Genomic DNA, 22,774 nt, shown 5'->3' on the forward strand with positions numbered 1-22,774 from the left:
TTGAATTCACTTTCATGACCCATATTTTACTAGCAAGTAAGAATATTTGTATACCTTATGAATCGGTATGAATGCATTAAGTCATGGAGCTAGTATGAGCGAAACGATTACGAACAACAAAGAAACTCGTGGTTTTCAGTCAGAAGTAAAGCAATTGCTGAATCTGATGATTCATTCTCTCTATTCGAATAAAGAGATATTTTTACGGGAGTTGATCTCCAATGCATCTGATGCGGCTGATAAATTACGCTTTCAGGCGCTATCAGATTCAGAGCTATACCAAGGAGATGCTGACCTTGCCGTTCGTTTGTCTTTCGATAAAGAAGCGAAGACATTAACGATCTCAGACAATGGTATTGGTATGAGTCGGGACAGCGTGATCGATAACCTCGGGACGATTGCTAAATCTGGTACAAAAGAGTTTTTTGCCAAGCTATCTGATGATCAGGTCAAAGATTCACAGCTAATTGGCCAGTTTGGTGTCGGCTTCTATTCTGCTTTTATTGTCGCTGATGCAGTGACTGTCCGGACTCGTGATGCCAACCTTTCCGCTGATGAAGGGGTTTTATGGCACTCTCAAGGTGAAGGAGAATATACGCTGGAAACGATTCATAAAGAGAGTCGTGGTACCGATATTATCCTGCACTTACGTGAAGAGGGTGAAGAGTTCTTATCTGAATGGCGCTTGAAAGAGCTGGTTTCCAAGTATTCTGATCATATTGGGATTCCTGTTTATATTCAAACCGTCAAAACCGACGAAGAGGGTAAGGAAACCGGGGAGACTGAGTGGGAAAAAGTCAATAAGGCAGAAGCTCTATGGACACAGCCTAAGTCTGAAATCAGTGAGGAAGAGTACAAAGCGTTTTACAAACATGTTTCTCATGACTTTACCGATCCATTAGTCTGGAGCCACAATAAAGTCGAAGGGAAAAATGATTATACAAGTCTGTTGTATATCCCTTCTAAAGCACCGTGGGACATGATGAACCGTGATCATAAAAGTGGTCTGAAACTTTATGTGCAGCGTGTGTTCATTATGGATGATGCTTCCCAGTTTATGCCTTCTTATCTACGGTTTGTTCGCGGCTTGATTGATTCAAATGACTTACCGTTGAACGTATCTCGTGAAATTTTGCAGGATAACAAAGTGACTCAGTCACTTCGCAATGCATGTACCAAGCGCGTGTTATCGATGCTGGAGCGGATGTCCAGCGATGAAGAAAAATATCAGACATTCTGGAAAGAGTTTGGTCTGGTCATGAAAGAAGGTCCTGCTGAAGACTTTTCAAACCGTGAGAAGATTGCTGGGTTGCTGCGATTTGCCTCAACACACACTGACAGTTCCGAGCAGAATGTCGGGCTGAAAGCATATGTTGAACGCATGAAAGAAGGTCAGGATAAAATCTACTATCTGACGGCGGACAGCTATGCGGCAGCGAAGAATAGTCCTCACTTAGAACAATTCAAGTCTAAAGGTATTGAAGTCGTTCTGATGTATGACCGCATTGATGAATGGCTCATGAACTATCTCACCGAGTTCGATGGCAAGCAGTTCCAATCCATCACCAAAGCCGGACTTGATTTGAGCCAGTTCGAGGACGAAGCCGAGAAAGAAAAACATAAAGAGACTGAGGAAGCGTTTAAAACAGTCGTCGAAAGAACGCAATCTTATCTTGGTGAGCGCGTTAAGGAAGTTCGTACCACATTTAAACTTGCCTCGACACCAGCCGTTGTTGTGACCGATGATTATGAGATCGGGACACAAATGGCGAAGTTATTAGAAGCTGCGGGTCAGGCAGCACCGGAAGTGAAATATATTCTGGAGTTAAATCCTGAACATGATCTGGTTAAGAAAATGGCGGATGAGCCGGATGAAGAGCAGTTTGGCCGTTGGGTTGAAATTCTGTTAGGTCAGGCGATGCTGGCAGAAAGAGGTTCAATGGAAGATCCTGCTCAATTCTTGAGTGCGGTTAACCGACTCTTGACGAAGGTCCAATAAGTTTTTGGGTATACAGTAAGCCCGCTGTGCGGGCTTATTTTTTTGTGTTCATGTAACCACATGAAAACCATTGATATTTTATATCATGTTTGTCACAGAACGTCAGATATCTATTCATCTTTAGTCGTACCTGAGGTTGAGAAACAAATCCTTATGGTAGAATCCCAGACTTGAATGTCTTAGGGAAGGCGTGTATTTTGCTCGCCTATTGAATGGTCTGATGACTTGAATAACACGCTTATACCGAAACTTTCCGTGGCAACGTGAATGCAGTGAGTTTCGGTATAATTCATCATTTTCTAAAGAGGATTAAACATGCGCATCATTCTTCTGGGTGCTCCAGGTGCAGGTAAAGGAACACAAGCTCAGTTCATTATGGAGAAATATGGTATTCCACAGATTTCTACTGGTGACATGCTTCGTGCTGCAATTAAAGCCGGCACTGAATTGGGTAAGCAAGCCAAAGCCGTTATCGATGCTGGTCAGTTAGTTTCTGATGATATTATTCTGGGATTGATTCAAGAACGAATTGCTCAGCCTGATTGTGAGAAAGGCTTCTTGCTGGATGGTTTTCCTCGGACAATTCCTCAAGCGGATGGTCTGAAAGAAATGGGTATTGAAATCGATTATGTGATCGAGTTCGATGTGGCGGATAAAGTGATTGTTGAGCGTATGGCTGGTCGTCGTGCTCATTTACCGTCTGGACGGACTTATCATGTGGTATACAATCCACCGAAAGTTGAAGGTAAAGATGATGTCACGGGCGAAGCGCTTGTGATTCGTGATGACGACAAAGAAGAAACGGTTCGTTCACGTCTGGCGGTGTACCATGAACAGACAGCACCACTGATTGAGTACTACAGCAAAGAAGCAGCAGCAGGCAAGACCCAGTATCTGAAATTGGATGGGACGAAACAGGTTGCTGAAGTCAGTGCTGATATTGAAAAAGCATTAGGATAACCCCTCATTGATCGATGACTGATAGCCATCGATAACGGGATATTTTGACCGAATTCAAATCCAGAGTCTTTTAGGCTCTGGATTTTTTTATTCAGCCGCTGCTCTCACTTAAAATCGTGATAGAGTGTAACTCATAGCATTTTTGAAGATTATTTTACTGAATAGGTGAAATCTGACGTGATGTATCAAGCAAAAAAACAGGGTGTATTGTTAGTTAATCTGGGAACACCAGCAGCAGCAACACCTGCTGCGGTGAAAGCGTTTTTGGCTGAGTTCCTTTCTGACTCGCGTGTTATTGATCTTTCTCCTTGGGTCTGGCGTCCATTATTACATGGTGTGATTTTACCCATTCGTGCGCCTAAAGTTGCTCGTTTATACCAGCAGATCTGGATGGATGGTGGTTCTCCATTGATGGTGTACTCAATGCGTCAGCGTGACAAATTAGCAAAATTGCTTGATATGCCGGTGGAGATTGGGATGACCTATGGTCAGCCAAGTGTTCGGGATGGATTGCAACGTTTAATGGCACAGCAGGTTGAGTCTGTCACCATATTACCGCTTTATCCCCAATATTCAGGCACAACCACCGCTGCGGTTTATGATGCCGTGGCCGATGCGTTGAAGTCTTTTACCGTTGTCCCTGAACTTCATATCATTCGTGATCATTATCAGCATCCCCTCTATATTCAAGCATTGGCCGAGCAAGTCCGGCATTCTTGGGAAAATCATGGTCGGGGAGATTATCTGCTCTGTTCTTATCATGGTATTCCACAGCGATACGCAGATAACGGAGATATCTATCCACAGCATTGCGTTGAGACGACTCGGTTACTTGCCGCTGAGTTGGGGCTAGAGACTCACCAAATCGGTACGACTTATCAGTCTCGCTTCGGCAGAGAAGAGTGGTTGCAACCATATACCGATAAGACCTTAGAAAATCTCCCTCAGAATGGGGTCAAGAAGCTGGATATCATTTCTCCGGCATTCTCTGTGGATTGTCTGGAAACTTTGGAAGAAATCGCGCAAGAGGGCAAAGAGACTTTTCTACAAGCTGGTGGTGAAGTCTATAATTTTATCGGTTGTCTGAACGATTCAGATACCTATGTGTCTTTATTCGCTGAACTGGTGAAACATTCAACAAACGAACATGAATAATTGTTTATTCATGTACCTTCATTAAAACTGTTGCTAGGGTTTATATATGGGGGATCAAAAAGGTTGTTAGGATATGAAACAATGGTATTTACTGTATTGTAAGCGCGGAGAACAACAGCGGGCCAAATGCCATTTGGAAAATCAGGGGGTTGAATGCTATTACCCAGAGATTAAAGTCGAGAAGATTTTTCGGGGGAAAAAGCAAACCTTACTTGAGCCACTGTTTCCTTCTTATATGTTTGTTTGTTTTGACTATGAGATCGGTCCCAGTTTTGTGTCAGTCCGTTCGACGAGAGGAGTGGCTGACTTCATCCGTTTCGGTCAGCATCCTAAAGAAGTGAGTGCAGCGTTGGTCGAACACTTGAAAATATTAGAATCCAACCCTCAGTCTCTTCAGCAGAGTATGCCACAGCGTGGGCAGGTCATTCGGGTGAAAGGGGGGCAGTTTGCCGGAATTGATGCGATTTATCAGGAATCGGACGGAGAGACGCGCTCGATCATGTTGGTGAAGATGATTAGTCAGACCGTTGCAATGAGCTTTGATAATCGAGATCTGGAGCTGTCTTAGGCCGATTTGATTGTTTAGATTGGCAAAGTGTCATGACGATTACCATAAAAAACAGCAGGATTTCTCCTGCTGTTTTTTGTGGCGACTGATTGAAAATCGAAACTCAGTAAGCTTCCTGGTGAACGTTTTTGACCGCGCGTCCGGATGGGTCAATACAGTTTTTAAATGATTCGTCCCATTCAATTGCTTTTGCCGATGAACAGGCAACAGACGGGCCACCCGGAACACATTTTGCTGCGGATTCGAGTGGGAAGAGTTCTTCAAAAATTTCCCGGTATACATAACCTTCTTTGGTGGTCGGTGTATTGTAAGGGAAGCGGAACTGTGCTGTTTCCATCTGTTGATCGGTGACCTTTTCTTCTGCGACTGATTTAAGGGTATCAATCCAGCCGTAGCCGACACCATCTGAAAACTGTTCTTTCTGCCGCCAAGCGATTGAATCTGGCAGATAGTGCTCAAAACATTCACGCAAGATGTGTTTTTCCATTTTTCCGTTACCACACATCTTATCTTTCGGGTTTAAACGCATCGCAACATCAATAAATTCTTTATCCAAGAATGGAACGCGTCCTTCAACACCCCACGCTGCTAGAGATTTGTTGGCCCGCGCACAGTCAAACATGTTCAGCGCCAGTAGTTTGCGGACAGTTTCTTCATGGAATTCACGTGCGTTCGGTGCTTTGTGGAAATAAAGGTATCCCCCGAAAATTTCATCTGCGCCTTCACCGGAAAGTACCATTTTGATGCCCATTGCTTTGATTTTTCGTCCCATCAAAAACATCGGTGTTGATGCCCGAATGGTTGTGACATCGTATGTTTCAATGTGGTAAATCACATCACGGATAGCATCCAGACCTTCTTGAATGGTATAGGTCATCTCATGGTGAACTGTACCGATTTTATCCGCAACTTCCCGGGCAGCTTTGAGATCCGGAGCGCCTTCTAAACCAATTGCAAATGAGTGCAACTGGGGCCACCACGCTGCTGACTGCTCATCGTCTTCAATTCGCATTGCCGCGAAGCGTTTCGCGATTGCGGAAGTGATGGATGAATCCAGCCCACCAGACAGCAATACGCCATAAGGAACGTCGGTCATGAGCTGGCGTTTGACTGCTGCTTCCAAAGCTTGTGTCAGTTGCTCTTTATCTGTCACACTCTCTTCAACGGCACTATAGTCGTTCCAATCTCGCATATAGTAGCGGACCGGTTCTTGATCGGATGAACCGTAATAACAACCCGGAGGGAATTCACTGATGGTTTTACAAACCGGAACCAATGCTTTCATTTCTGAGGCAACATAGTAGTTTCCATGCTCATCAAAACCCTGATAGAGCGGAATAATACCAATATGATCACGACCGACTAAATACTGGTCCTTTTCCTCATCGTACAGGATGAAAGCGAAGATGCCATTGAGCTCTTCGAGTAAATCGGCACCCATATCCTGATAAAGTGCCAGAATGACTTCACAATCTGAATCGGTCTGGAAGTCATATTTATCTTCGTAACGGGCTCTGATTTCTTTGTGGTTATAGATTTCACCGTTGACGGCGAGTATATGTTTTTTATTCGGGCTGTAGATTGGCTGAGCGCCACTGTTCAGGCCCACGATAGCCAGTCTTTCATGCGCCAGAATTGCATGATCTGATGTATAAATCCCAGACCAGTCCGGACCACGGTGACGAAGTTTTTTGGACATTTCCAATGCCAGTGGACGTAGCTTCGATGCATCGCTTTTTATATCTAAGATGCCAAATATAGAACACATACTCATTCCCTTATGATTTTTTGCTTTGAATGTTAATGTGCCACTTTTTCTAGAAAAGACAACCCTTGGTTGTATGGGTTTTTATTAAAAGTGGAATTGATGTGAATTTCATTTAATTCAAGTGTATTTTCATTAGATATTTTTTAAAATTAAATGGATTTTGATTGTTATTTGTTCAGTGGTATTCGATTGGTTCAGATGGCAACCTATTGGGATGGGGACAGAACAAGGTAACCAAACCAGATTGGTTACCTAGATCGATGAATATTGTGCTTACTCTTCGAGAAGTTTTTGGAGTAAAACCCCATTCAGCATTGCCCGCTTAATCATGGCAAATGCAGCAATCGGTGGTTGTTTATAAACCTGCGAAGCCACAATGGGAAGGTTTTTATGGAATGCTTTCAGCGATTGATTCTGTACATTGCGTTCGATAGCCGGAAAGATCAAATCTTGTGCCATTGTAATATCACCTGCGATGATGATTTTTTGCGGATTAAACAAGTTGACTGTAATCGCGACAGCCTTACCTAAATGATCACCCACTTTTATCAAAGTTTGGCGCGCCAGTTCATCCCCCCGATTGGCATGATCACAAATATCGTTAATTGTAATCTGCTCCAATTCAGCAAGTGTTGACTGATAGCCTTGGTCAAGAAACTGTCTGACCCGTTGAACGATTGCTGGGTTGGAGGCTACCGTTTCCAAGCATCCGAAGTTACCGCATTGACACTGTGCTCCCAATGGATCGATCTGAATATGCCCAATTTCTCCGACATTTCGGTTAAACCCGAGAAAAATTCGACCATTGACAATCATCCCCGCCCCAGTTCCTCGCCCGACACTGATTAAAATCGAATCCTGACAGTCCTGACTTGAGCCGAAATAGTGTTCTGCGAGGGCAAGCCCGCGGATATCGTTGCCGATAAAACATTCGACACCAAAGTGATTCCTGATGATATCTCCCATCGCGAGTTCATCAACATCGACATTGTGCATATATTCAACCACGCCAGTTTCCGGGTTAACCAGACCGGGGAGAACGACACCAATCGCAATCAATTGCTGAATATAAGTTTGTTTCTCTCGGATGAAGTGACGAATGTAATGAATTAACCCTTCAATGAGTTCTTTTTGGTGCAGATATTGAAATTCATGATAATCGGAAACAATTTCATTTCCGCCCAGATCATAAAGACTGATCTGAATGTAATCGCGGCCTAACCTGACAGCGACAGAATGAAAAGGAAGCACTTCAGTTTCAAGAGAGATGGCCCGGCGTCCGCCTGTCGATGCCTGCTGTGCGACTTCTTTAATCAGGCCTTTTTCCAATAGTTGACGGGTGATTTTAGTGACACTGGCAGGTGCTAACTGACTGATATCTGCAACCTGAATGCGAGAAATAGGGCCCTGTTGATCGATGAGCCGATACACAGCGGCACTATTAAGTTGTTTGACTAAATCTACATTACCTTTTTGCGTATCATTCATTGCTTATGCTGCTCGTATTGCCCGTTTTTTAATCTTGTCATCGGATTGTAAAAATTTTGGTCGATGATAGCCTAACCACACACTCACGGTGTTTATTGTGTCGATTTGGTTGCGTGATGTCTATGGTACTTTTTCTCTATACCGACAGACGACGGTATATTCATTGAGTTTATTCGTACGATGATGGCTGGTGTTCAAGGCAGTTCATTGTCTGAGAGAATCTCCTGCCAAAACGGTAATATACTGCCTTATCGCTAAAAATAAAGTCCTCTCCAGTCGAAGCTGCGGGAGCTGTGGCATTGGTCACTAATCTTTTGCCATCTCCGTCTACTTTTTCGCAATATTGACCGTATGCGAATGGTCATTGGACTTCTTACTCTGTATCCAGAGTCAAAAACCGAAAATACCGCTTTATCGATTTAAAATGATCGATCTCAGGAAATAATCTTAAGATTATCCCGGAATCATATTGTGTAATCACGAAGAATTGTGGATCATTAGGGGTGTTAATTTTTATACCCTAACAGCAAAATTATGCGTGGTGTACTTGTCTGCATTCAAACACAGATGAGTCACAGTCCTGAGAATACAAAATTATTGAGGTGTTATAGATGAGTGAAGCTGAGGCTCGTCCATCGAACTTTATCCGTCAAATTATTGATAAAGACTTGGCGGAAGGCAAACATACCAGTGTGCATACCCGATTCCCACCAGAGCCGAACGGCTATATTCATATCGGACATGCTAAGTCAATCTGTTTGAATTTCGGTATTGCTCAGGATTATCAGGGCCAGTGTAACTTACGTTTTGATGATACAAACCCAGAGAAAGAGAACATTGAATATGTTGAGTCGATTAAGAAAGACGTCAACTGGTTAGGTTTTCAATGGGCTGGTGAGGTGTGCTATTCATCCAATTATTTTGATCAATTATATCATTATGCCATTGAATTAATTGAGAAAGGCCTGGCTTATGTTGAAGAGCTGACGCCAGAGCAAATCCGTGAGTACCGGGGAACTTTGAATCATCCGGGAAAAGAAAGCCCTTATCGTGATCGCGGTGTAGAAGAAAACCTCGCGTTATTTGAAAAAATGCGCACAGGTGGGTTTCAGGAAGGTGAAGCCTGTTTACGTGCCAAAATCGATATGGCTTCTTCTTTTATGGTTTTACGTGATCCGGTTTTATACCGAGTCCGTTTTGCTGAGCATCACCAGACCGGTGATCAATGGTGTATCTATCCAATGTACGACTTTACTCACTGTATTTCGGATGCATTGGAAGGCATTACTCACTCCCTGTGTACCTTGGAGTTTCAAGACAACCGACGTTTGTATGATTGGGTCTTGGATAACATCACGATTCCTTGTCATCCGAGACAATATGAATTCAGTCGTCTAAATCTTGAATATACAGTGATGTCGAAACGGAAGCTGAATCAATTAGTAGCTGAGAAATTCGTTTCCGGGTGGGATGATCCGCGGATGCCAACGATTTCTGGTTTGCGTCGTCGTGGGTTTACACCGACATCGATTCGTGAATTCTGTAAACGCATCGGCGTGACGAAACAAGACAATATGATTGAATTTAGTTCTTTGGAATCTTGTATTCGTGACGACTTGAATGAAAATGCGCCCAGAGCCATGGCTGTGCTCGATCCCGTGAAAGTTGTGATTGAAAATTTTGACGCTGACGCTGTGGAGATGCTGGACGTTGCCAACCATCCGAACAAGCCTGAAATGGGGAGTCGCCAAGTTGCCTTCAGTCGGGAAATTTGGATTGAACGTGAAGATTTCCGTGAAGAAGCAAATAAGAAATATAAGCGTCTTGTTCTTGGCAAAGAAGTCCGTTTACGTGGTGCTTATGTGATTAAAGCTGAGCGGGTTGAAAAAGACAGTGCCGGTGAAATTACTACGATTTATTGTACTTATGATGCCGATACCTTGGGGAAAAACCCAGCCGATGGACGAAAAGTCAAAGGTGTTATTCACTGGGTTTCTGTAAGTCAAGGTGCTCCCGCCGAATTTCGGTTGTATGATCGGCTCTTCTCGGTTGCGAACCCTGCGGCAGAAGAGGATTTCACACAAGTTCTGAATCCTGATTCTCTGATTCGCCAGCAAGGTTTTGTGGAAGCGAGTTTGGTGTCAGCTCAACCAGAGTTTGGTTATCAGTTTGAGCGAATCGGTTATTTTTGTGCCGATAATCGTGACTCTTCAGCCGAATCATTGGTTTTTAACCGTACTGTCGGTTTAAGAGACACTTGGGCGAAGATTGAGGCAGTCTGATACCCTTTGATGAATAAGAAAAAGCCAGCAATCTGCTGGCTTTTTTACGGTTCAAATCATACCGTTGTGACGACTTCAATTGCTTCTGTTTCATGTCATTTGAGCACGAACGGGGAACCCATGGTGAATCAGAAAGTGGAAAATGTGTGAGATGCGCGCAATTATTGTAGGGAAAACAGTTTTTTTCCGGATAACCTATAGTTTTGCTGGTGTAATCCGATATATTTAACAGATTATTGAATTTACTATTACCTAAGCACATAGCTGAGCTTTATATGCGTCAATTTTTAAAACGTCTGTTGTTACCATGTGTAATAGCAGCCGTGGGTCAGGTTTCTCTTATTCATGCAGAAGGTATTCGTCTGCTTGGGCCAACAGGTCAGGTGCAGTCATCACCCCAATATAGTGAAGTGGTGAGGTCTTCTGCCGCGCAATCAAATAATGAGCCTTCAAAATTTTATGGCCCCACTTCCGCAACAGAAACATTATGGTCGATTGCCTCAAAACTCAGACCATCAAATCAAGTCACTGTTCAGCAAACACTACTTGCTCTCTATCAGTTAAACCCTGAATCATTTGAACTGCAAAATATTCACAGCTTAATTCCGGGAAGTCGGTTACGTATTCCATCTCTCGCTCAGATTCGGAATGTCACAACTGAAGAAGCGACACGAGTCATGCAGGCTCATCAGCAACGGTTAGATCAGGCAAGCCGTCTCGCAACAACCAGTTCGTCGTCAGCGGCAAGCGCACGCACCGTGAAGCCGACATCTGTCAAAGCAGACACGCCACCGGCAGCACAGCCGGACACGAAGCCCACGCAGCAACAGGGCAATACGCAGCAAGTGAGTCCGGCGACAGACAAAATCATCCCGTCAGAACAGCCAACTCAGACTGAAGCACCTCAGAGTGTGCTGTCATTTTCATCATCAGATGCGACCGGTACAGATTCAGAAATTCTGGCTCTTGAAGAGAAAAATCACCGTTTAACACTCATGTTGTCAAAAGTGCAGTCAGAAGTGAGTGATCTGAAGAGTGAACTGGGCGATGAAAATAAAGTTCGTACTGAAGTTGAAAAATTGCTAGCTGAAGAACGCAGAAAACGTGCGGAAGCTGAGCGGATGGCACCGACATCACTCGACAAACTATTGTCAAATGGATGGACAGTCGGTGCACTTGCGCTTATTCCCGGATTATTGATCGCTTTACTGGTCATGTGGTTGCTCGGCCGGAGAAAAACATCGGATACATCATCTGACACAGCAACTGAAACGAAGGATGTAAGTGATAAACCGATTAGTATCGGCGGGGATGCAGGCGAAGTCGGTGATCACGATGATGAACTTGATGACCTGTCACTTGACGATGATCTCTTTAGCACGACCGACCCTGAAGCAGAAGAGCATGAAGCTCAGGACGAAGCTGATGTTGATGATGTCTTTGCTGAACTCGATGATGTCGATCTTGATTTGGATTTGGGGGATGAGAGTGAGGAAGATCTGTTTGCCAGCATCGATGATGATGGTGACTTAGTTGATACGGATCTCGACAGTGATTTCTCTGCGAGTGCAAATGGTATTAGCGTCAACAGCGAAGATAAAGCGGTCGGTCTGGAAGAAATGGAGCGTGCGCTTGAGGATGCGTCTCTAGGGGCGGATGAGGAAGAACAAGCTGAAGACGAAGATTTCGACCTTTCTAGTGGCGATCAAGTCGGGATGTCTCAAGATGAAATTGAGACGTTACTCGATGGTGACTCGCTTGACGATGATTTGGATACGACAGAGCTTGATCAATCCATGCTCGATGATTTGTTGGCAGAAGAGCAAGAGGATGAGTTCGATCTAGGCGATGTAGGGGTGGCTTCTGATAGCGAGCTGGATGCTTTATTTGACAGTATTGAGCAACAGGCCGATCTGGAGCAATTAGAAGCAAATAGTCAGGATGATTCATTCTTAGATGAAGCATTTGATACTGGTGCATTTGACACATCCGAAGATGAATCAGAAACGATTACAGATGAAACGACCGCGTTGCTGGATGAGTTACTGGATGAATCGGATGACACCGACGACGAGCTTAATTGGGATAAAGAGTTAGAAGATCTCGGTGGCTTTGACTTAGCAGATGAAGCTGATGAGAGTGATGACGATCTATTTGATTTTGAAACGCTCGACCTTGATCAAGACTTGGAAACTGATGCCGATCTCGATGAAGAAGTGACAACCCCGATTGATGATGGAACTGAGTTATTTGATGAATTACTAGAAATTGAACAGCACAGTATCGAAGAAGATGATGATTTTAACCGTGAAGGTTTTATTGATGATCTGATTAGTTCCGCACCAGATAAAGACCCGCTCTTAGAGGAAGTCGATTTTGAAGCTCCTACCTCTGGCGAGTCATCGGAAGAGGACACGAACGACTTTGATTTTAATCCTGAAATTGAAGGCAGTGAACAGGTTGATGAAGATGAATCCGTTACGGCGAATGAGTTTGGGGTGCCGCAAGATACAGATTGGGATATTGATGAAGAGGGAGAACTATCTTCTGCATCGACACCGGACGATGATGAGATTGGTGTTGGGGATGAGCTCTCTGATTTCGATGAAACGACGGCTCTGGATGAATTTGATGCACCGCCAGTTGATACAGACGCTCCTGAGCTAAGTGACTCAGATGTAACCTCTGAGGTTGATTCCGCCGTCGACCAGTCAAGTGAAGTGCCAGAATACCCCGCAGAGACGCCTGTCATTGAAGCGGATCATGCTCCTGAAGCGGATATCGACACAGAGCAAGCCATTGAGCCGGAAGCGACGCAAGCTGAAGCCGCAGCGGAGCCACCGGAGAGCGATGACCTATCCGACGTTATCGATGATGATGCGTTACCAGAATTTGATGAAACGACGGCTCTGGATGAATTTGATGCACCGCCAGTTGATACAGACGCTCCTGAGCTAAGTGACTCAGATGTAACCTCTGAGATTGATTCCGCCGTCGATCAGTCAAGTGAAGTGCCAGAATACACCGCAGAGACGCCTGTCATTGAAGCGGATCATGCTCCTGAAGCGGATATCGACACAGAGCAAGCCATTGAGCCGGAAGCGACGCAAGCTGAAGTCGCAGCGGAGCCACCGGAGAGCGATGACCTATCCGACGTTATCGATGATGAGGCATTACCCGAATTCGATGAAACAGCGGCACTGAGTGAAGCCGATGCGTCGCCCGTTGACACAGATGAGTTAGCCTCTGAGCCACCGGAGACTGATGATTTATCCGACTTTATCGATGATGAAGCATTACCAGAATTCGATGAAACAGCGGCACTGAGTGAAGCCGACCCATCGCCTGTTGACACAGATGTGTTAGCCTCTGAGCCACTAGAGACTGATGATTTATCCGACTTTATCGATGATGATGCGTTACCAGAATTTGATGAAACGACGGCTCTGGATGAATTTGATGCACCGCCAGTTGATACAGACGCTCCTGAGCAGAGTGACTCAGATGTAACCTCTGAGATTGATTCCGCCGTCGACCAGTCAAGTGAAGTGCCAGAATCCCCCGCAGAGACGCCTGTCATTGAAGAGGCTCATGCTCCTGAAGCGGATATCGACACAGAGCAAGCCATTGAGCCGGAAGCGACGCAAGCTGAAGCCGCAGCGGAGCCACCGGAGAGCGATGATTTATCGGACTTTATCGATGATGAAGCATTACCCGAATTCGATGAAACAGCGGCACTGAGTGAATCAGACCCATCGCCTGTTGACACAGATGAGTTAGCCTCTGAGCCACCGGAGGCTGATGACCTATCCGACTTTATCGATGATGAGGCATTACCTGAATTCGACGAAACGGCGGCACTGAGTGAAGCCGATGCGTCGCCCGTTGACACAGATGAGTTAGCCTCTGAGCCACCGGAGACTGATGATTTATCGGAATTTATCGATGATGAGGCATTACCCGAATTCGATGAAACAGCGGCACTGAGTGAAGCCGATGCGTCGCCCGTTGACACAGATGAGTTAGCCTCTGAGCCACCGGAGAGTGATGATTTATCCGACTTTATCGATGATGATGCGTTACCAGAATTCGATGAAACAGCGGCACTGAGTGAAGCCGATGCGTCGCCCGTTGACACAGATGAGTTAGCCTCTGAGCCACCGGAGACTGATGATTTATCCGACTTTATCGATGATGAGGCATTACCCGAATTCGATGAAACGGCGGCACTGAGTGAAGCCGACCCATCGCCTGTTGACACAGATGAGTTAGCCTCTGAGCCACTAGAGACTGATGATTTATCCGACTTTATCGATGATGAAGCATTACCAGAATTCGATGAAACGGCGGCACTGAGTGAAGCCGACCCATCGCCATCTGAGACTGATATTTCCGAGATGACATCAGATGTGACTCCAGAAACTGATTTATCCACTGAATCTTCTGATTTTGTCGATGAAGAGGCGGGTCTTAAGCCTTTCCCTAGACATTCTCTTGATGAAGATGCGCTGGATGCGTTGTTGGATGAAAACGCTGAGCCAGAGCAGTATGTCTTTGAGCCAAATCTAGATGAAGATCGGATTGCCAGCGCGGGGATGGATTTTGAGTCGATGCTGAGTATGGGTGGAGAAGATTGGAATGGATTCAAGCTTTCTCCTGAACAACAAGCGTCGATTCCTGATGAAGTCCCGGAAGAGGAACTTGATGTTTGGCGAAGTGAAAATCAAACACATGAACCACAGGCCGATTCGGAAGATTGGGAAGTTCAGGACGACTTATTCTATAACGAGCCTGAACAGCCGCGTCATTTAACAATTGATGAACTGATGTCTCAAGTTGAAGGGCATGATCATCCTTTTGAAGATGTCGACCTTAAGCTGGATGTCGGGTTAAATGAATTCCCGGATGTCATCGGGGATATTACGAATGTTGATGTCGACAGCAATGCCGAAGCGGCAGGAAAGCTGGATCTTGCGAAGATTTACATCGAAATGAATGATGAGGCAGGTGCGGTGAAATTGTTGGAAGAAGCAATTGTTGATGGAAACGATGATATTCGTCAGGCTGCAAAACGTTTGATTGATGAGCTGAACCGAAAAAACTAATGGGTAGGTCGAATGTCTCCCAACGGCTGTTCTCTGTGGATATCCAAGGAACATCGCGGGTTGTTGATTAGAATTTTTTTCAATTTACGATTATACTGCCGCCCCTGTTTGACAAGAGAAGTAGATGATGAGAATCGCTTTAGGTGTTGAGTATCACGGCGCTCATTATTATGGCTGGCAGCGGCAGCGAGAAGTTCCTAGTGTCCAGGAAGCTTTGGAAAAAGCACTGAGCCAAGTTGCGAACCATCCGATTGAGGTTCAGTGTGCTGGACGGACTGATGCTGGTGTCCACGGTACGGGACAAGTTGTTCATTTTGATACCGAGGCTCAGCGAAAAACAGCTGCATGGACGATGGGTGCGAATGCGAACTTACCCAAAGACATCGCTGTACGATGGGCACAGGAAGTTCCGGATTCGTTTCATGCTCGTTTTTCAGCGACAGCACGGCGTTATCGGTATGTGATATACAATGATAATTTGCGACCGGCCATTTTGTCGGCTGGTGTCAGTCATTATCATGGTGATTTATGTGTTGAGAGGATGCACCAGGCTGGGCAGTTGTTGCTGGGAGAAAATGATTTTACTTCCTTCAGAGCCGTACATTGCCAGTCTCGCAGCCCGTGGCGGAATGTCATGCATTTGCAAGTTACTCGCCACAATCGTTATGTTGTGATTGATATTAAAGCCAATGCGTTTGTACACCATATGGTCAGAAATATCGCGGGAAGCTTAATTGCTGTCGGTAGAGGAGAGCAAGAACCTGAATGGATTCAATGGCTATTAGAAGCTAAAGATCGGAAACTTGCGGCTGCAACAGCAAAAGCAGAAGGGCTTTATTTGGTTGAAGTCGAATATCCACAAGCATTCAATCTGCCAGAGCAACCTGTTGGTCCGTTATTTTTACCGGATACATTGAACGAATCATGCTAGTCGGGTTCAAATCGTTGTAACGTCGTTTCACGAAGGTACAACCAGTTTTTTATCAACATGCAGAGGTTTATGTGATTTAATCCTCTGGGTGTTTATTGTCGAATAATTTTCTCTTGCAGTTGCAGGGGAGAGGAGTAAGGGTCTTCCACATGAGTTGGCTTGAAAAAATTTTAGAGAAAAGCAATATTGTCAGTTCGCGAAAAGCATCGATTCCTGAAGGTGTTTGGACAAAATGTACGTCTTGTGAACAAGTTCTTTATTATGCTGAGTTAGAGCGTAATTTAGAAGTTTGTCCAAAGTGTAATCATCATATGCGGATGAGCGCTCGTCGTCGTCTGGAAAAGTTTCTTGATGAAGGTAACCGTCAAGAAATCGGTGAGACGCTGGAGCCGCAGGATAAATTAAAATTCAAAGATTCAAAACGCTATAAAGAGCGGCTTGCAGCAGCGCAGAAAGCGAGCGGTGAAAAAGATGCTTTGGTTGTTATGAAAGGAGAGCTTTGCGGCTATCCTCTTGTTGCTTGTGCATTTGAGTTTTCCTTTATGGCCGGTTCAATGGGCTCTGTTGTTGGCGCTCGCTTTGTGAAAGCTGTAGAAGCAGCGATCGAAGCCAAGTGTGGCTTAATCTGTTTTTCTGCCAGTGGCGGTGCCCGAATGCAAGAAGCATTGATGTCTCTGATGCAAATGGCGAAAACCAGTGCCGCGTTGGAACGTTTATCCCAAAATGGCTTACCGTTTATTTCTGTCATGACAGATCCAACGATGGGTGGTGTCTCTGCAAGCTTGGCGATGCTCGGTGATATAAACATTGGTGAGCCGAAAGCGGTCATTGGTTTTGCTGGTCGTCGTGTTATTGAACAGACGGTACGTGAAGATCTTCCTGAAGGATTCCAGCGCAGCGAGTTTCTGTTAGAGCATGGTGCGATTGATATGATTGTTGATCGTCGTGAAATGCGGTCTCAGGTTGCGAGCTTGTTGGGTAAGATGATGAATTACCCAGCACAGGCGACAGAATCCGGAAATGATAGTACTTATGCGGTACCAGAAGCCGAAAAAAAAGAGTAAAGTAGTTCTCCCATATCTCAATACTATGCTTGTTTAATGAGTCAGAACGCTATGCCACAAGCCACATCTCCGTTATCGATGTGGCTTGATTATTTATCCAGTATCCATCATTCATCCATAGATTTAGGCCTTGATCGCGTTCAGGTTGTGGCTCAGAGAGCCAACCTGTTAAAACCTGCGCCAACCATTATTACGGTTGCTGGCACGAATGGTAAAGGTTCTACCTGTGCGATTATCGAAGCTATCTTACTTGCTGCCGGTTACTCCGTGGGCGTCTATAGTTCTCCACATCTTATCTGTTATAACGAACGTGTTCGGATCAACGGCAAAGTATTAGCCGATGAAGACCATACGCGCGCGTTTGATTTTATTGAAAAACAGCGGGGCACAACGAGTCTGAGCTTTTTTGAGTTCGGGACACTGGCTGCATTGCGGTTACTGCAAGAAGAACAAGTCGATGTTGCAATCTTAGAAGTTGGCTTAGGTGGTCGGTTAGATGCGACCAATGTCGTTGATCATGATGTTTCAGTCATCACGAGTCTGGCCATCGACCATATTGATTGGTTGGGGGATGATCTGGGACCGATCGGGTACGAGAAAGCGGGAATTTTTCGCGCGGGTCAGCCCGCGGTATGCGGTGAGCCTTATCCCCCCGCAACGGTTGCCGCCTATGCTGATGAAGTTGATGCGGAATTCTTTCAGATTGGTATTCAATTTAATTATCAGGTTGCAGAAGATGTATGGCATTGGCAGCATGGTGCTTTTGACCTCCGTGACCTGCCAAAGCCACAATTACCATTACCCAACGCTGCAACCGCGTTGATGGCACTTGGATGTGCCGGGCTTGATATTAGTGATATGGATATTGTTGAAGGATTAAAGAGCGCCTCGCTACCTGGCAGAATGCAACTGATTAGCCAGAAGCCGGTAATTATGCTGGATGTTGCGCATAACCCTCATTCTGCCCAATATCTGACATCACATATAAAGCAGTGTTTCTCGGGCAAGAAAATTCACCTAGTCATTGGCATGTTACATGACAAAGATATTCAGGAAACGATCACTGCTTTATCTCCGGCGGTTGATTATTGGTATCCGGCTTCTTTGACAGGGCCTCGCGCTGCTTTTGCCAGTGAGTTGAATCGCTATATTCCCGTTGCGAGTCAAACCTATGAATCACCGGTTCAGGCTTTTAAAGCTGCGATGACACGAGCCCATGAAAATGATGCCATTATCGTCGCGGGTTCGTTCCACACAGTTGGAGAAGTTTTAGATTTTTGGCATAAACGAGGGGTGTAAACAGAGATGGCAAGTCGATTCCAAAGTCGTTTAGTTGGAACCGTTGTATTGGTTGCACTTGGTGTCATTATTCTTCCGGATATTTTGGATGGACAGAAATCACACTACAAAGAAGATGTTGCCAGTATTCCACTGAAGCCCGATGTTGATCAAGACACGGAACAATACCAAATTTTAGAGCCTGAAACCGATCAGCTTTCCTTACCGGATTCACCCGTTACGGTGAATGAAGACACGAAAGCGACATCATCGAATGATGTCGTTCCGGTTCAAGTTCAGGCATCGTCTGAGTCAAATGATTTTCAGAGCAGTGGCTGGATTATTCAACTGATGGCACTCAAAAATAGCGATAATGCGAAAAAACTTGTAGCAGACTTGCAAAAACGGGGTTATCAGGCACATACCAAACAGGAAAATGGTTATACACGTGTGATTATTGGACCTGATGTGTCAAAAAGCAAAATGGAAAGACAACTGGCTGAATTGGAAAAAATTACCGGAGCAAAAGGTCAATTGCTCAAATTTAAACCGTTAAATCCGTAAGAAAACGTTTGCGTCGTCATTTTTTCTGTTAAAATGCGCGCCATCTTAGAATGAGTGAATGTATGAACTGGTTAGATATTGTCATTTTAAGTGTGATTGGCCTGTCGGCATTGATCAGCCTGATTCGTGGTTTTGCGAAAGAGGCATTGTCACTGGCGACTTGGCTGCTTGCATTTTTTATTGCAAGCCACTATTACCCAAAGCTGGCTGTTTATTATTCGAATATTCAGGATGACATGTTCCGTAATGGTGCTGCGATTGCGACGTTGTTTATTGCAACATTAGTCGTGGGTGCATTGGTGAATTATGTGATTGCCCAGCTTGTACAAAAAACAGGGCTGTCAGGGACGGATCGGGTTCTTGGTGTCGTATTTGGCGGACTTCGAGGTGTTCTGATCATTGCTGCGGTTCTGTTTTTTATGGATGCGTTTACCGCGTTTCCAAGTTCAAAATGGTGGGAAAATTCACAGTTGGTGCCACAGTTTCGGTGGATCATTGTGCAGTTTTTCGAACATTTGAAAACATCATCTAGTTTTCTTACCGGTACGGTTTAAACCGGCCGATATAATGTCGCAAATCGAGGATTAAGACATGTGTGGTATTGTTGGAATTGTTGGTTCAACGCTTGTCAACCAGTCCATCTATGATGCTTTGACCGTGTTACAGCATCGCGGCCAAGATGCCGCGGGTATTTGTACCATAGATAGCAATCGTTTTCGTCTGCGTAAGGCAAATGGATTGGTTACCGATGTATTTGCTGCAAAGCATATGCAGCGCCTTCAAGGAACGGTTGGCATTGGACATGTCCGTTATCCGACAGCGGGGAGCTCAAGTGCATCCGAGGCGCAGCCTTTTTATGTCAACTCACCGTTTGGTATCACACTGGCTCATAATGGTAATCTAACCAATGCCCAGCATGTTCGAGATAAGCTGTTTGAGAAAGATCGCCGTCATGTCAATACGACTTCTGATTCTGAGGTGTTGTTGAATGTTCTGGCACATGAAATTGATACCGTAAAAGGGAATGTCACCGCCGAAGATGTCTTCAGAGCGGTTACCAGTGTGCATCGTTCGATTAAAGGTGCTTATGCTGTTGTTGCGATGATTATCGGTCATGGCATGATTGCGTTCCGCGATCCAAACGGTATTCGTCCATTGTGTTTGGGTAAACGTGATGTCGGCGGACGAACTGAGTATATGGTGGCATCTGAGTCTGTTGCATTAGATGCGGTTGGATTTGAGTTCATGCGGGATGTTGCACCGGGTGAGGCTATTTACGTCACGTTTGAAGGTGAACTTTACACCCATCAGTGTGCTGACAATCCTCAGTTGAACCCATGTATTTTTGAATTTGTTTATTTTGCTCGTCCGGATTCTTTTATCGACCAAATTTCGGTCTATAGTGCACGGGTCGAAATGGGCAAAAAACTGGGTGAGCGCATTCAACAGGAGTATGCTGATCTCGATATTGATGTTGTGATTCCGATTCCTGAAACCTCTTGTGATATTGCCCTGCAAATCGCACAGGCGTTAGATAAACCGTATCGTCAGGGGTTTGTCAAAAACCGTTATGTCGGCCGGACATTTATCATGCCGGGTCAACAACAACGCCGGAAATCAGTACGCAGAAAGCTCAATGCGATTCGTTCTGAATTTAAAGATAAAAATGTGCTACTGGTCGATGATTCAATTGTCCGAGGCACAACATCGGAACAGATTATCGAAATGGCTCGTGATTCTGGCGCCAAAAAAGTTTATATGGTTTCTGCTGCTCCGGAAATTCGTTTCCCGAATGTTTATGGTATTGATATGCCAAGTGCCAATGAACTCATTGCTCATGGTCGGGATAATGAATCCATCTGCCGTCAAATCGGTGCGGACGCACTGATTTTCCAGACGATTGAAGATCTTGTCAGTGCTGTTGGTATCGGGAACCCGAATATCAGTCGCTTTGAAACCTCAGTCTTTAACGGTGAGTACGTGACTGGGGATATTGATCAGGCTTATCTGGACTATCTGGAAGCGATGAGAAACGACGACGCGAAAGAACAGAAAGAGATTCAACAAGAGTTGGCAAGTCTCGAACTCTATAATGAAGAAAACTGAGAGTATGACTCTCAGTCCACAACACCCCATCCGGTTCAGATAAGAATCGAGTAGTGAACGTTGGTTTGTACACCATATGATAAAAAAGGCTTCCGTGAGGAAGCCTTTTTTATGGGGTTCGTTCTGAATTATTCAGTGCGATAAAGGTAATGATGTCACTACAGAATCATCGCAGCAATCCAGCCGAAGATAATCAGAGGGATATTATAGTGAATAAACGTGGGAACCACGGTTTCCCAGACGTGTTCGTGCTGTCCGTCTGCATTGAGGCCGGATGTCGGACCGAGTGTAGAGTCAGATGCCGGAGAGCCGGCATCGCCTAATGCAGCGGCTGTACCCACTAAGGCGATTGTGGCCATCGGTGAGAAACCGAAAGCTGCCGCCAGCGGGACATAAATCGTTGCAATAATGGGAATGGTTGAAAATGAAGAGCCGATCCCCATGGTGACTAATAGCCCGACAACCAGCATCAGCAGGGCGGCCAACGGCTTGTTGTCCCCAATACTATGAGAGAGTGATGAGACAAGCGATTCGACCCCGCCTGTTTGTTTCATCACGGCGGCAAAACCAGCGGCTGCAATCATGATGAACCCGATCATCGCCATCATATGCACCCCTTTAGTAAAGACATCATGGGTCTCTTTCCAAGCGATAACGCCACCAAAGGTAAACACCATAAAGCCAGTGAGTGCGCCAATAATCATCGAGCCGGTGAACAACTGCACGCTGAGAGCTGCAATAATACCGATAGCTGCCGTCAGAATATATCGCCCATTAATCGTATGTTCTGGATTGTGATGAACCACGGTCAATTCAGTTTTACGGTATTCTCTGGGTTTGCGATAACTAAAGAATACGGCAATTAAAAGTCCCACAACCATGCCAGTGCCAGGGAGTAACATCGCGGTTGGGATCTGGCTTGCAGTGATATTGGCCAAACCATTCTCTTGGATATTTCTCAGGAGAATATCTTTTAAGAAAATCCCCCCGAAGCCAATAGGCAGAACCATATAAGGGGTAATGAGGCCAAATGTAAGAATACAGGCAATCAGGCGGCGATCTAATTTGAGTTTGGCAAAAACGCCCAATAGTGGCGGAATCAGAATCGGAATAAACGCGATATGGACCGGAATAATGTTTTGGGAAGACATGGTCACCAGAATGAGGGCGAACAAGATAGCATATTTCAAGCCGGTCTGTGTTTCCTGTTGCTCTTTGCCATGAATTTTGCGAATGACTGTATGTGCGACTAAATCGGTGAGACCGGATTTAGAGATGGCGACAGCAAATGCACCGAGCATGGCATAACTGAGTGCAATCGTTGCACCGCCACCCAGACCACTTTCAAACGCAGCGACCGATTCGTTCAGACTCATGCCTGATACGAGCCCACCAATGATCGCACTAAATGTCAGTGCGACAACAACGTTCACACGAAGCAGCGCAAGTATCAGCATGATACAGACTGAAATAACGACAGGGTTCATACAATTCTCGTGTTGTAGT

Annotated in this window: 15 protein-coding genes; 12 read left to right on the forward strand and 3 right to left on the reverse strand. The window is 45.2% G+C overall.

All coding sequences use genetic code 11. From position 1 onward, the window contains the following. Positions 1 to 94 precede the first annotated feature (94 nt). The 4 genes from htpG to rfaH all read left to right on the forward strand — a co-directional run bounded on the left by htpG (position 95) and on the right by rfaH (position 4,682). Positions 95 to 1,999, forward strand: a complete 1,905-nt coding sequence (gene htpG, locus BSQ33_RS13725) for a molecular chaperone HtpG (RefSeq protein WP_021019459.1) — start codon at positions 95 to 97, stop codon at positions 1,997 to 1,999. A gap of 315 nt (positions 2,000 to 2,314) precedes the next feature. Further along, the gene (gene adk, locus BSQ33_RS13730) at positions 2,315 to 2,959 is read left to right on the forward strand and encodes an adenylate kinase (protein WP_088134318.1); all 645 of its coding nucleotides are present in this window, start codon (positions 2,315 to 2,317) and stop codon (positions 2,957 to 2,959) included. Positions 2,960 to 3,139: 180 nt separating this feature from the next. Next, a complete protein-coding gene (gene hemH / locus BSQ33_RS13735; protein WP_088134319.1) occupies positions 3,140 to 4,114 on the forward strand; it encodes a ferrochelatase in 975 nt (324 codons plus the stop codon). 73 nt (positions 4,115 to 4,187) lie between these two features. Further along, positions 4,188 to 4,682 (forward strand): transcription/translation regulatory transformer protein RfaH, encoded by a 495-nt coding sequence (gene rfaH, locus BSQ33_RS13740; protein ID WP_021019462.1) that lies wholly within the window; start codon positions 4,188 to 4,190, stop codon positions 4,680 to 4,682. Between the two features lie 103 nt (positions 4,683 to 4,785). On the opposite strand, the gene asnB is transcribed toward rfaH, so the two are convergent. Then, positions 4,786 to 6,450: an asparagine synthase B gene (gene asnB / locus BSQ33_RS13745; protein WP_088134320.1), complete on the reverse strand. Its 1,665-nt coding sequence runs from the start codon at positions 6,448 to 6,450 to the stop codon at positions 4,786 to 4,788. A 273-nt stretch (positions 6,451 to 6,723) separates the two neighbouring features. Further along, the gene (gene nagC / locus BSQ33_RS13750; RefSeq protein WP_021019464.1) at positions 6,724 to 7,938 is read right to left on the reverse strand and encodes a DNA-binding transcriptional regulator NagC; all 1,215 of its coding nucleotides are present in this window, start codon (positions 7,936 to 7,938) and stop codon (positions 6,724 to 6,726) included. Positions 7,939 to 8,549: 611 nt separating this feature from the next. Here nagC and glnS point away from each other — a divergent pair. The 8 genes from glnS to purF all read left to right on the forward strand — a co-directional run bounded on the left by glnS (position 8,550) and on the right by purF (position 21,268). After that, complete coding sequence (gene glnS, locus BSQ33_RS13755; protein WP_088134321.1) at positions 8,550 to 10,220, forward strand: glutamine--tRNA ligase; 1,671 nt, start codon at positions 8,550 to 8,552, stop codon at positions 10,218 to 10,220. Positions 10,221 to 10,495: 275 nt separating this feature from the next. Continuing rightward, on the forward strand, positions 10,496 to 15,325 hold the full coding sequence (locus BSQ33_RS13760) for a FimV/HubP family polar landmark protein (protein ID WP_088134322.1): 4,830 nt from the start codon (positions 10,496 to 10,498) through the stop codon (positions 15,323 to 15,325). A gap of 127 nt (positions 15,326 to 15,452) precedes the next feature. Continuing rightward, on the forward strand, positions 15,453 to 16,256 hold the full coding sequence (gene truA, locus BSQ33_RS13765) for a tRNA pseudouridine(38-40) synthase TruA (protein ID WP_088134599.1): 804 nt from the start codon (positions 15,453 to 15,455) through the stop codon (positions 16,254 to 16,256). A gap of 149 nt (positions 16,257 to 16,405) precedes the next feature. Then, on the forward strand, positions 16,406 to 17,320 hold the full coding sequence (gene accD, locus BSQ33_RS13770) for an acetyl-CoA carboxylase, carboxyltransferase subunit beta (RefSeq protein ID WP_021019468.1): 915 nt from the start codon (positions 16,406 to 16,408) through the stop codon (positions 17,318 to 17,320). 36 nt (positions 17,321 to 17,356) lie between these two features. Beyond that, positions 17,357 to 18,619 carry a bifunctional tetrahydrofolate synthase/dihydrofolate synthase gene (gene folC, locus BSQ33_RS13775; protein WP_088134323.1) on the forward strand — a complete coding sequence of 421 codons (1,263 nt, stop codon included), beginning with the start codon at positions 17,357 to 17,359 and terminating at the stop codon, positions 18,617 to 18,619. A 6-nt stretch (positions 18,620 to 18,625) separates the two neighbouring features. Then, positions 18,626 to 19,162, forward strand: a complete 537-nt coding sequence (locus tag BSQ33_RS13780) for an SPOR domain-containing protein (RefSeq protein ID WP_021019470.1) — start codon at positions 18,626 to 18,628, stop codon at positions 19,160 to 19,162. A 62-nt stretch (positions 19,163 to 19,224) separates the two neighbouring features. Then, a complete protein-coding gene (locus BSQ33_RS13785; protein ID WP_021019471.1) occupies positions 19,225 to 19,716 on the forward strand; it encodes a CvpA family protein in 492 nt (163 codons plus the stop codon). Positions 19,717 to 19,753: 37 nt separating this feature from the next. Further along, a complete protein-coding gene (gene purF / locus BSQ33_RS13790) occupies positions 19,754 to 21,268 on the forward strand; it encodes an amidophosphoribosyltransferase (RefSeq protein WP_021019472.1) in 1,515 nt (504 codons plus the stop codon). Positions 21,269 to 21,426: 158 nt separating this feature from the next. On the opposite strand, the gene BSQ33_RS13795 is transcribed toward purF, so the two are convergent. Continuing rightward, the gene (locus BSQ33_RS13795) at positions 21,427 to 22,755 is read right to left on the reverse strand and encodes a Na+/H+ antiporter family protein (protein ID WP_021019473.1); all 1,329 of its coding nucleotides are present in this window, start codon (positions 22,753 to 22,755) and stop codon (positions 21,427 to 21,429) included. Positions 22,756 to 22,774: the final 19 nt, after the last annotated feature.

Source organism: Vibrio gazogenes (genome assembly GCF_002196515.1).
GTDB lineage: Bacteria > Pseudomonadota > Gammaproteobacteria > Enterobacterales > Vibrionaceae > Vibrio > Vibrio gazogenes_A.

Coding starts and splice junctions, on each gene's coding strand:
- htpG (WP_021019459.1), top strand. CDS start 95: ATGAGCGAAACGATTACGAACAACAAAGAAACTCGTGGTTTTCAGTCA.
- BSQ33_RS13795 (WP_021019473.1), bottom strand. CDS start 22,755: ATGAACCCTGTCGTTATTTCAGTCTGTATCATGCTGATACTTGCGCTG.
- hemH (WP_088134319.1), top strand. CDS start 3,140: ATGTATCAAGCAAAAAAACAGGGTGTATTGTTAGTTAATCTGGGAACA.
- asnB (WP_088134320.1), bottom strand. CDS start 6,450: ATGTGTTCTATATTTGGCATCTTAGATATAAAAAGCGATGCATCGAAG.
- adk (WP_088134318.1), top strand. CDS start 2,315: ATGCGCATCATTCTTCTGGGTGCTCCAGGTGCAGGTAAAGGAACACAA.
- folC (WP_088134323.1), top strand. CDS start 17,357: ATGAGTCAGAACGCTATGCCACAAGCCACATCTCCGTTATCGATGTGG.
- BSQ33_RS13780 (WP_021019470.1), top strand. CDS start 18,626: ATGGCAAGTCGATTCCAAAGTCGTTTAGTTGGAACCGTTGTATTGGTT.
- nagC (WP_021019464.1), bottom strand. CDS start 7,938: ATGAATGATACGCAAAAAGGTAATGTAGATTTAGTCAAACAACTTAAT.
- BSQ33_RS13785 (WP_021019471.1), top strand. CDS start 19,225: ATGAACTGGTTAGATATTGTCATTTTAAGTGTGATTGGCCTGTCGGCA.
- BSQ33_RS13760 (WP_088134322.1), top strand. CDS start 10,496: ATGCGTCAATTTTTAAAACGTCTGTTGTTACCATGTGTAATAGCAGCC.
- rfaH (WP_021019462.1), top strand. CDS start 4,188: ATGAAACAATGGTATTTACTGTATTGTAAGCGCGGAGAACAACAGCGG.
- accD (WP_021019468.1), top strand. CDS start 16,406: ATGAGTTGGCTTGAAAAAATTTTAGAGAAAAGCAATATTGTCAGTTCG.
- glnS (WP_088134321.1), top strand. CDS start 8,550: ATGAGTGAAGCTGAGGCTCGTCCATCGAACTTTATCCGTCAAATTATT.
- truA (WP_088134599.1), top strand. CDS start 15,453: ATGAGAATCGCTTTAGGTGTTGAGTATCACGGCGCTCATTATTATGGC.
- purF (WP_021019472.1), top strand. CDS start 19,754: ATGTGTGGTATTGTTGGAATTGTTGGTTCAACGCTTGTCAACCAGTCC.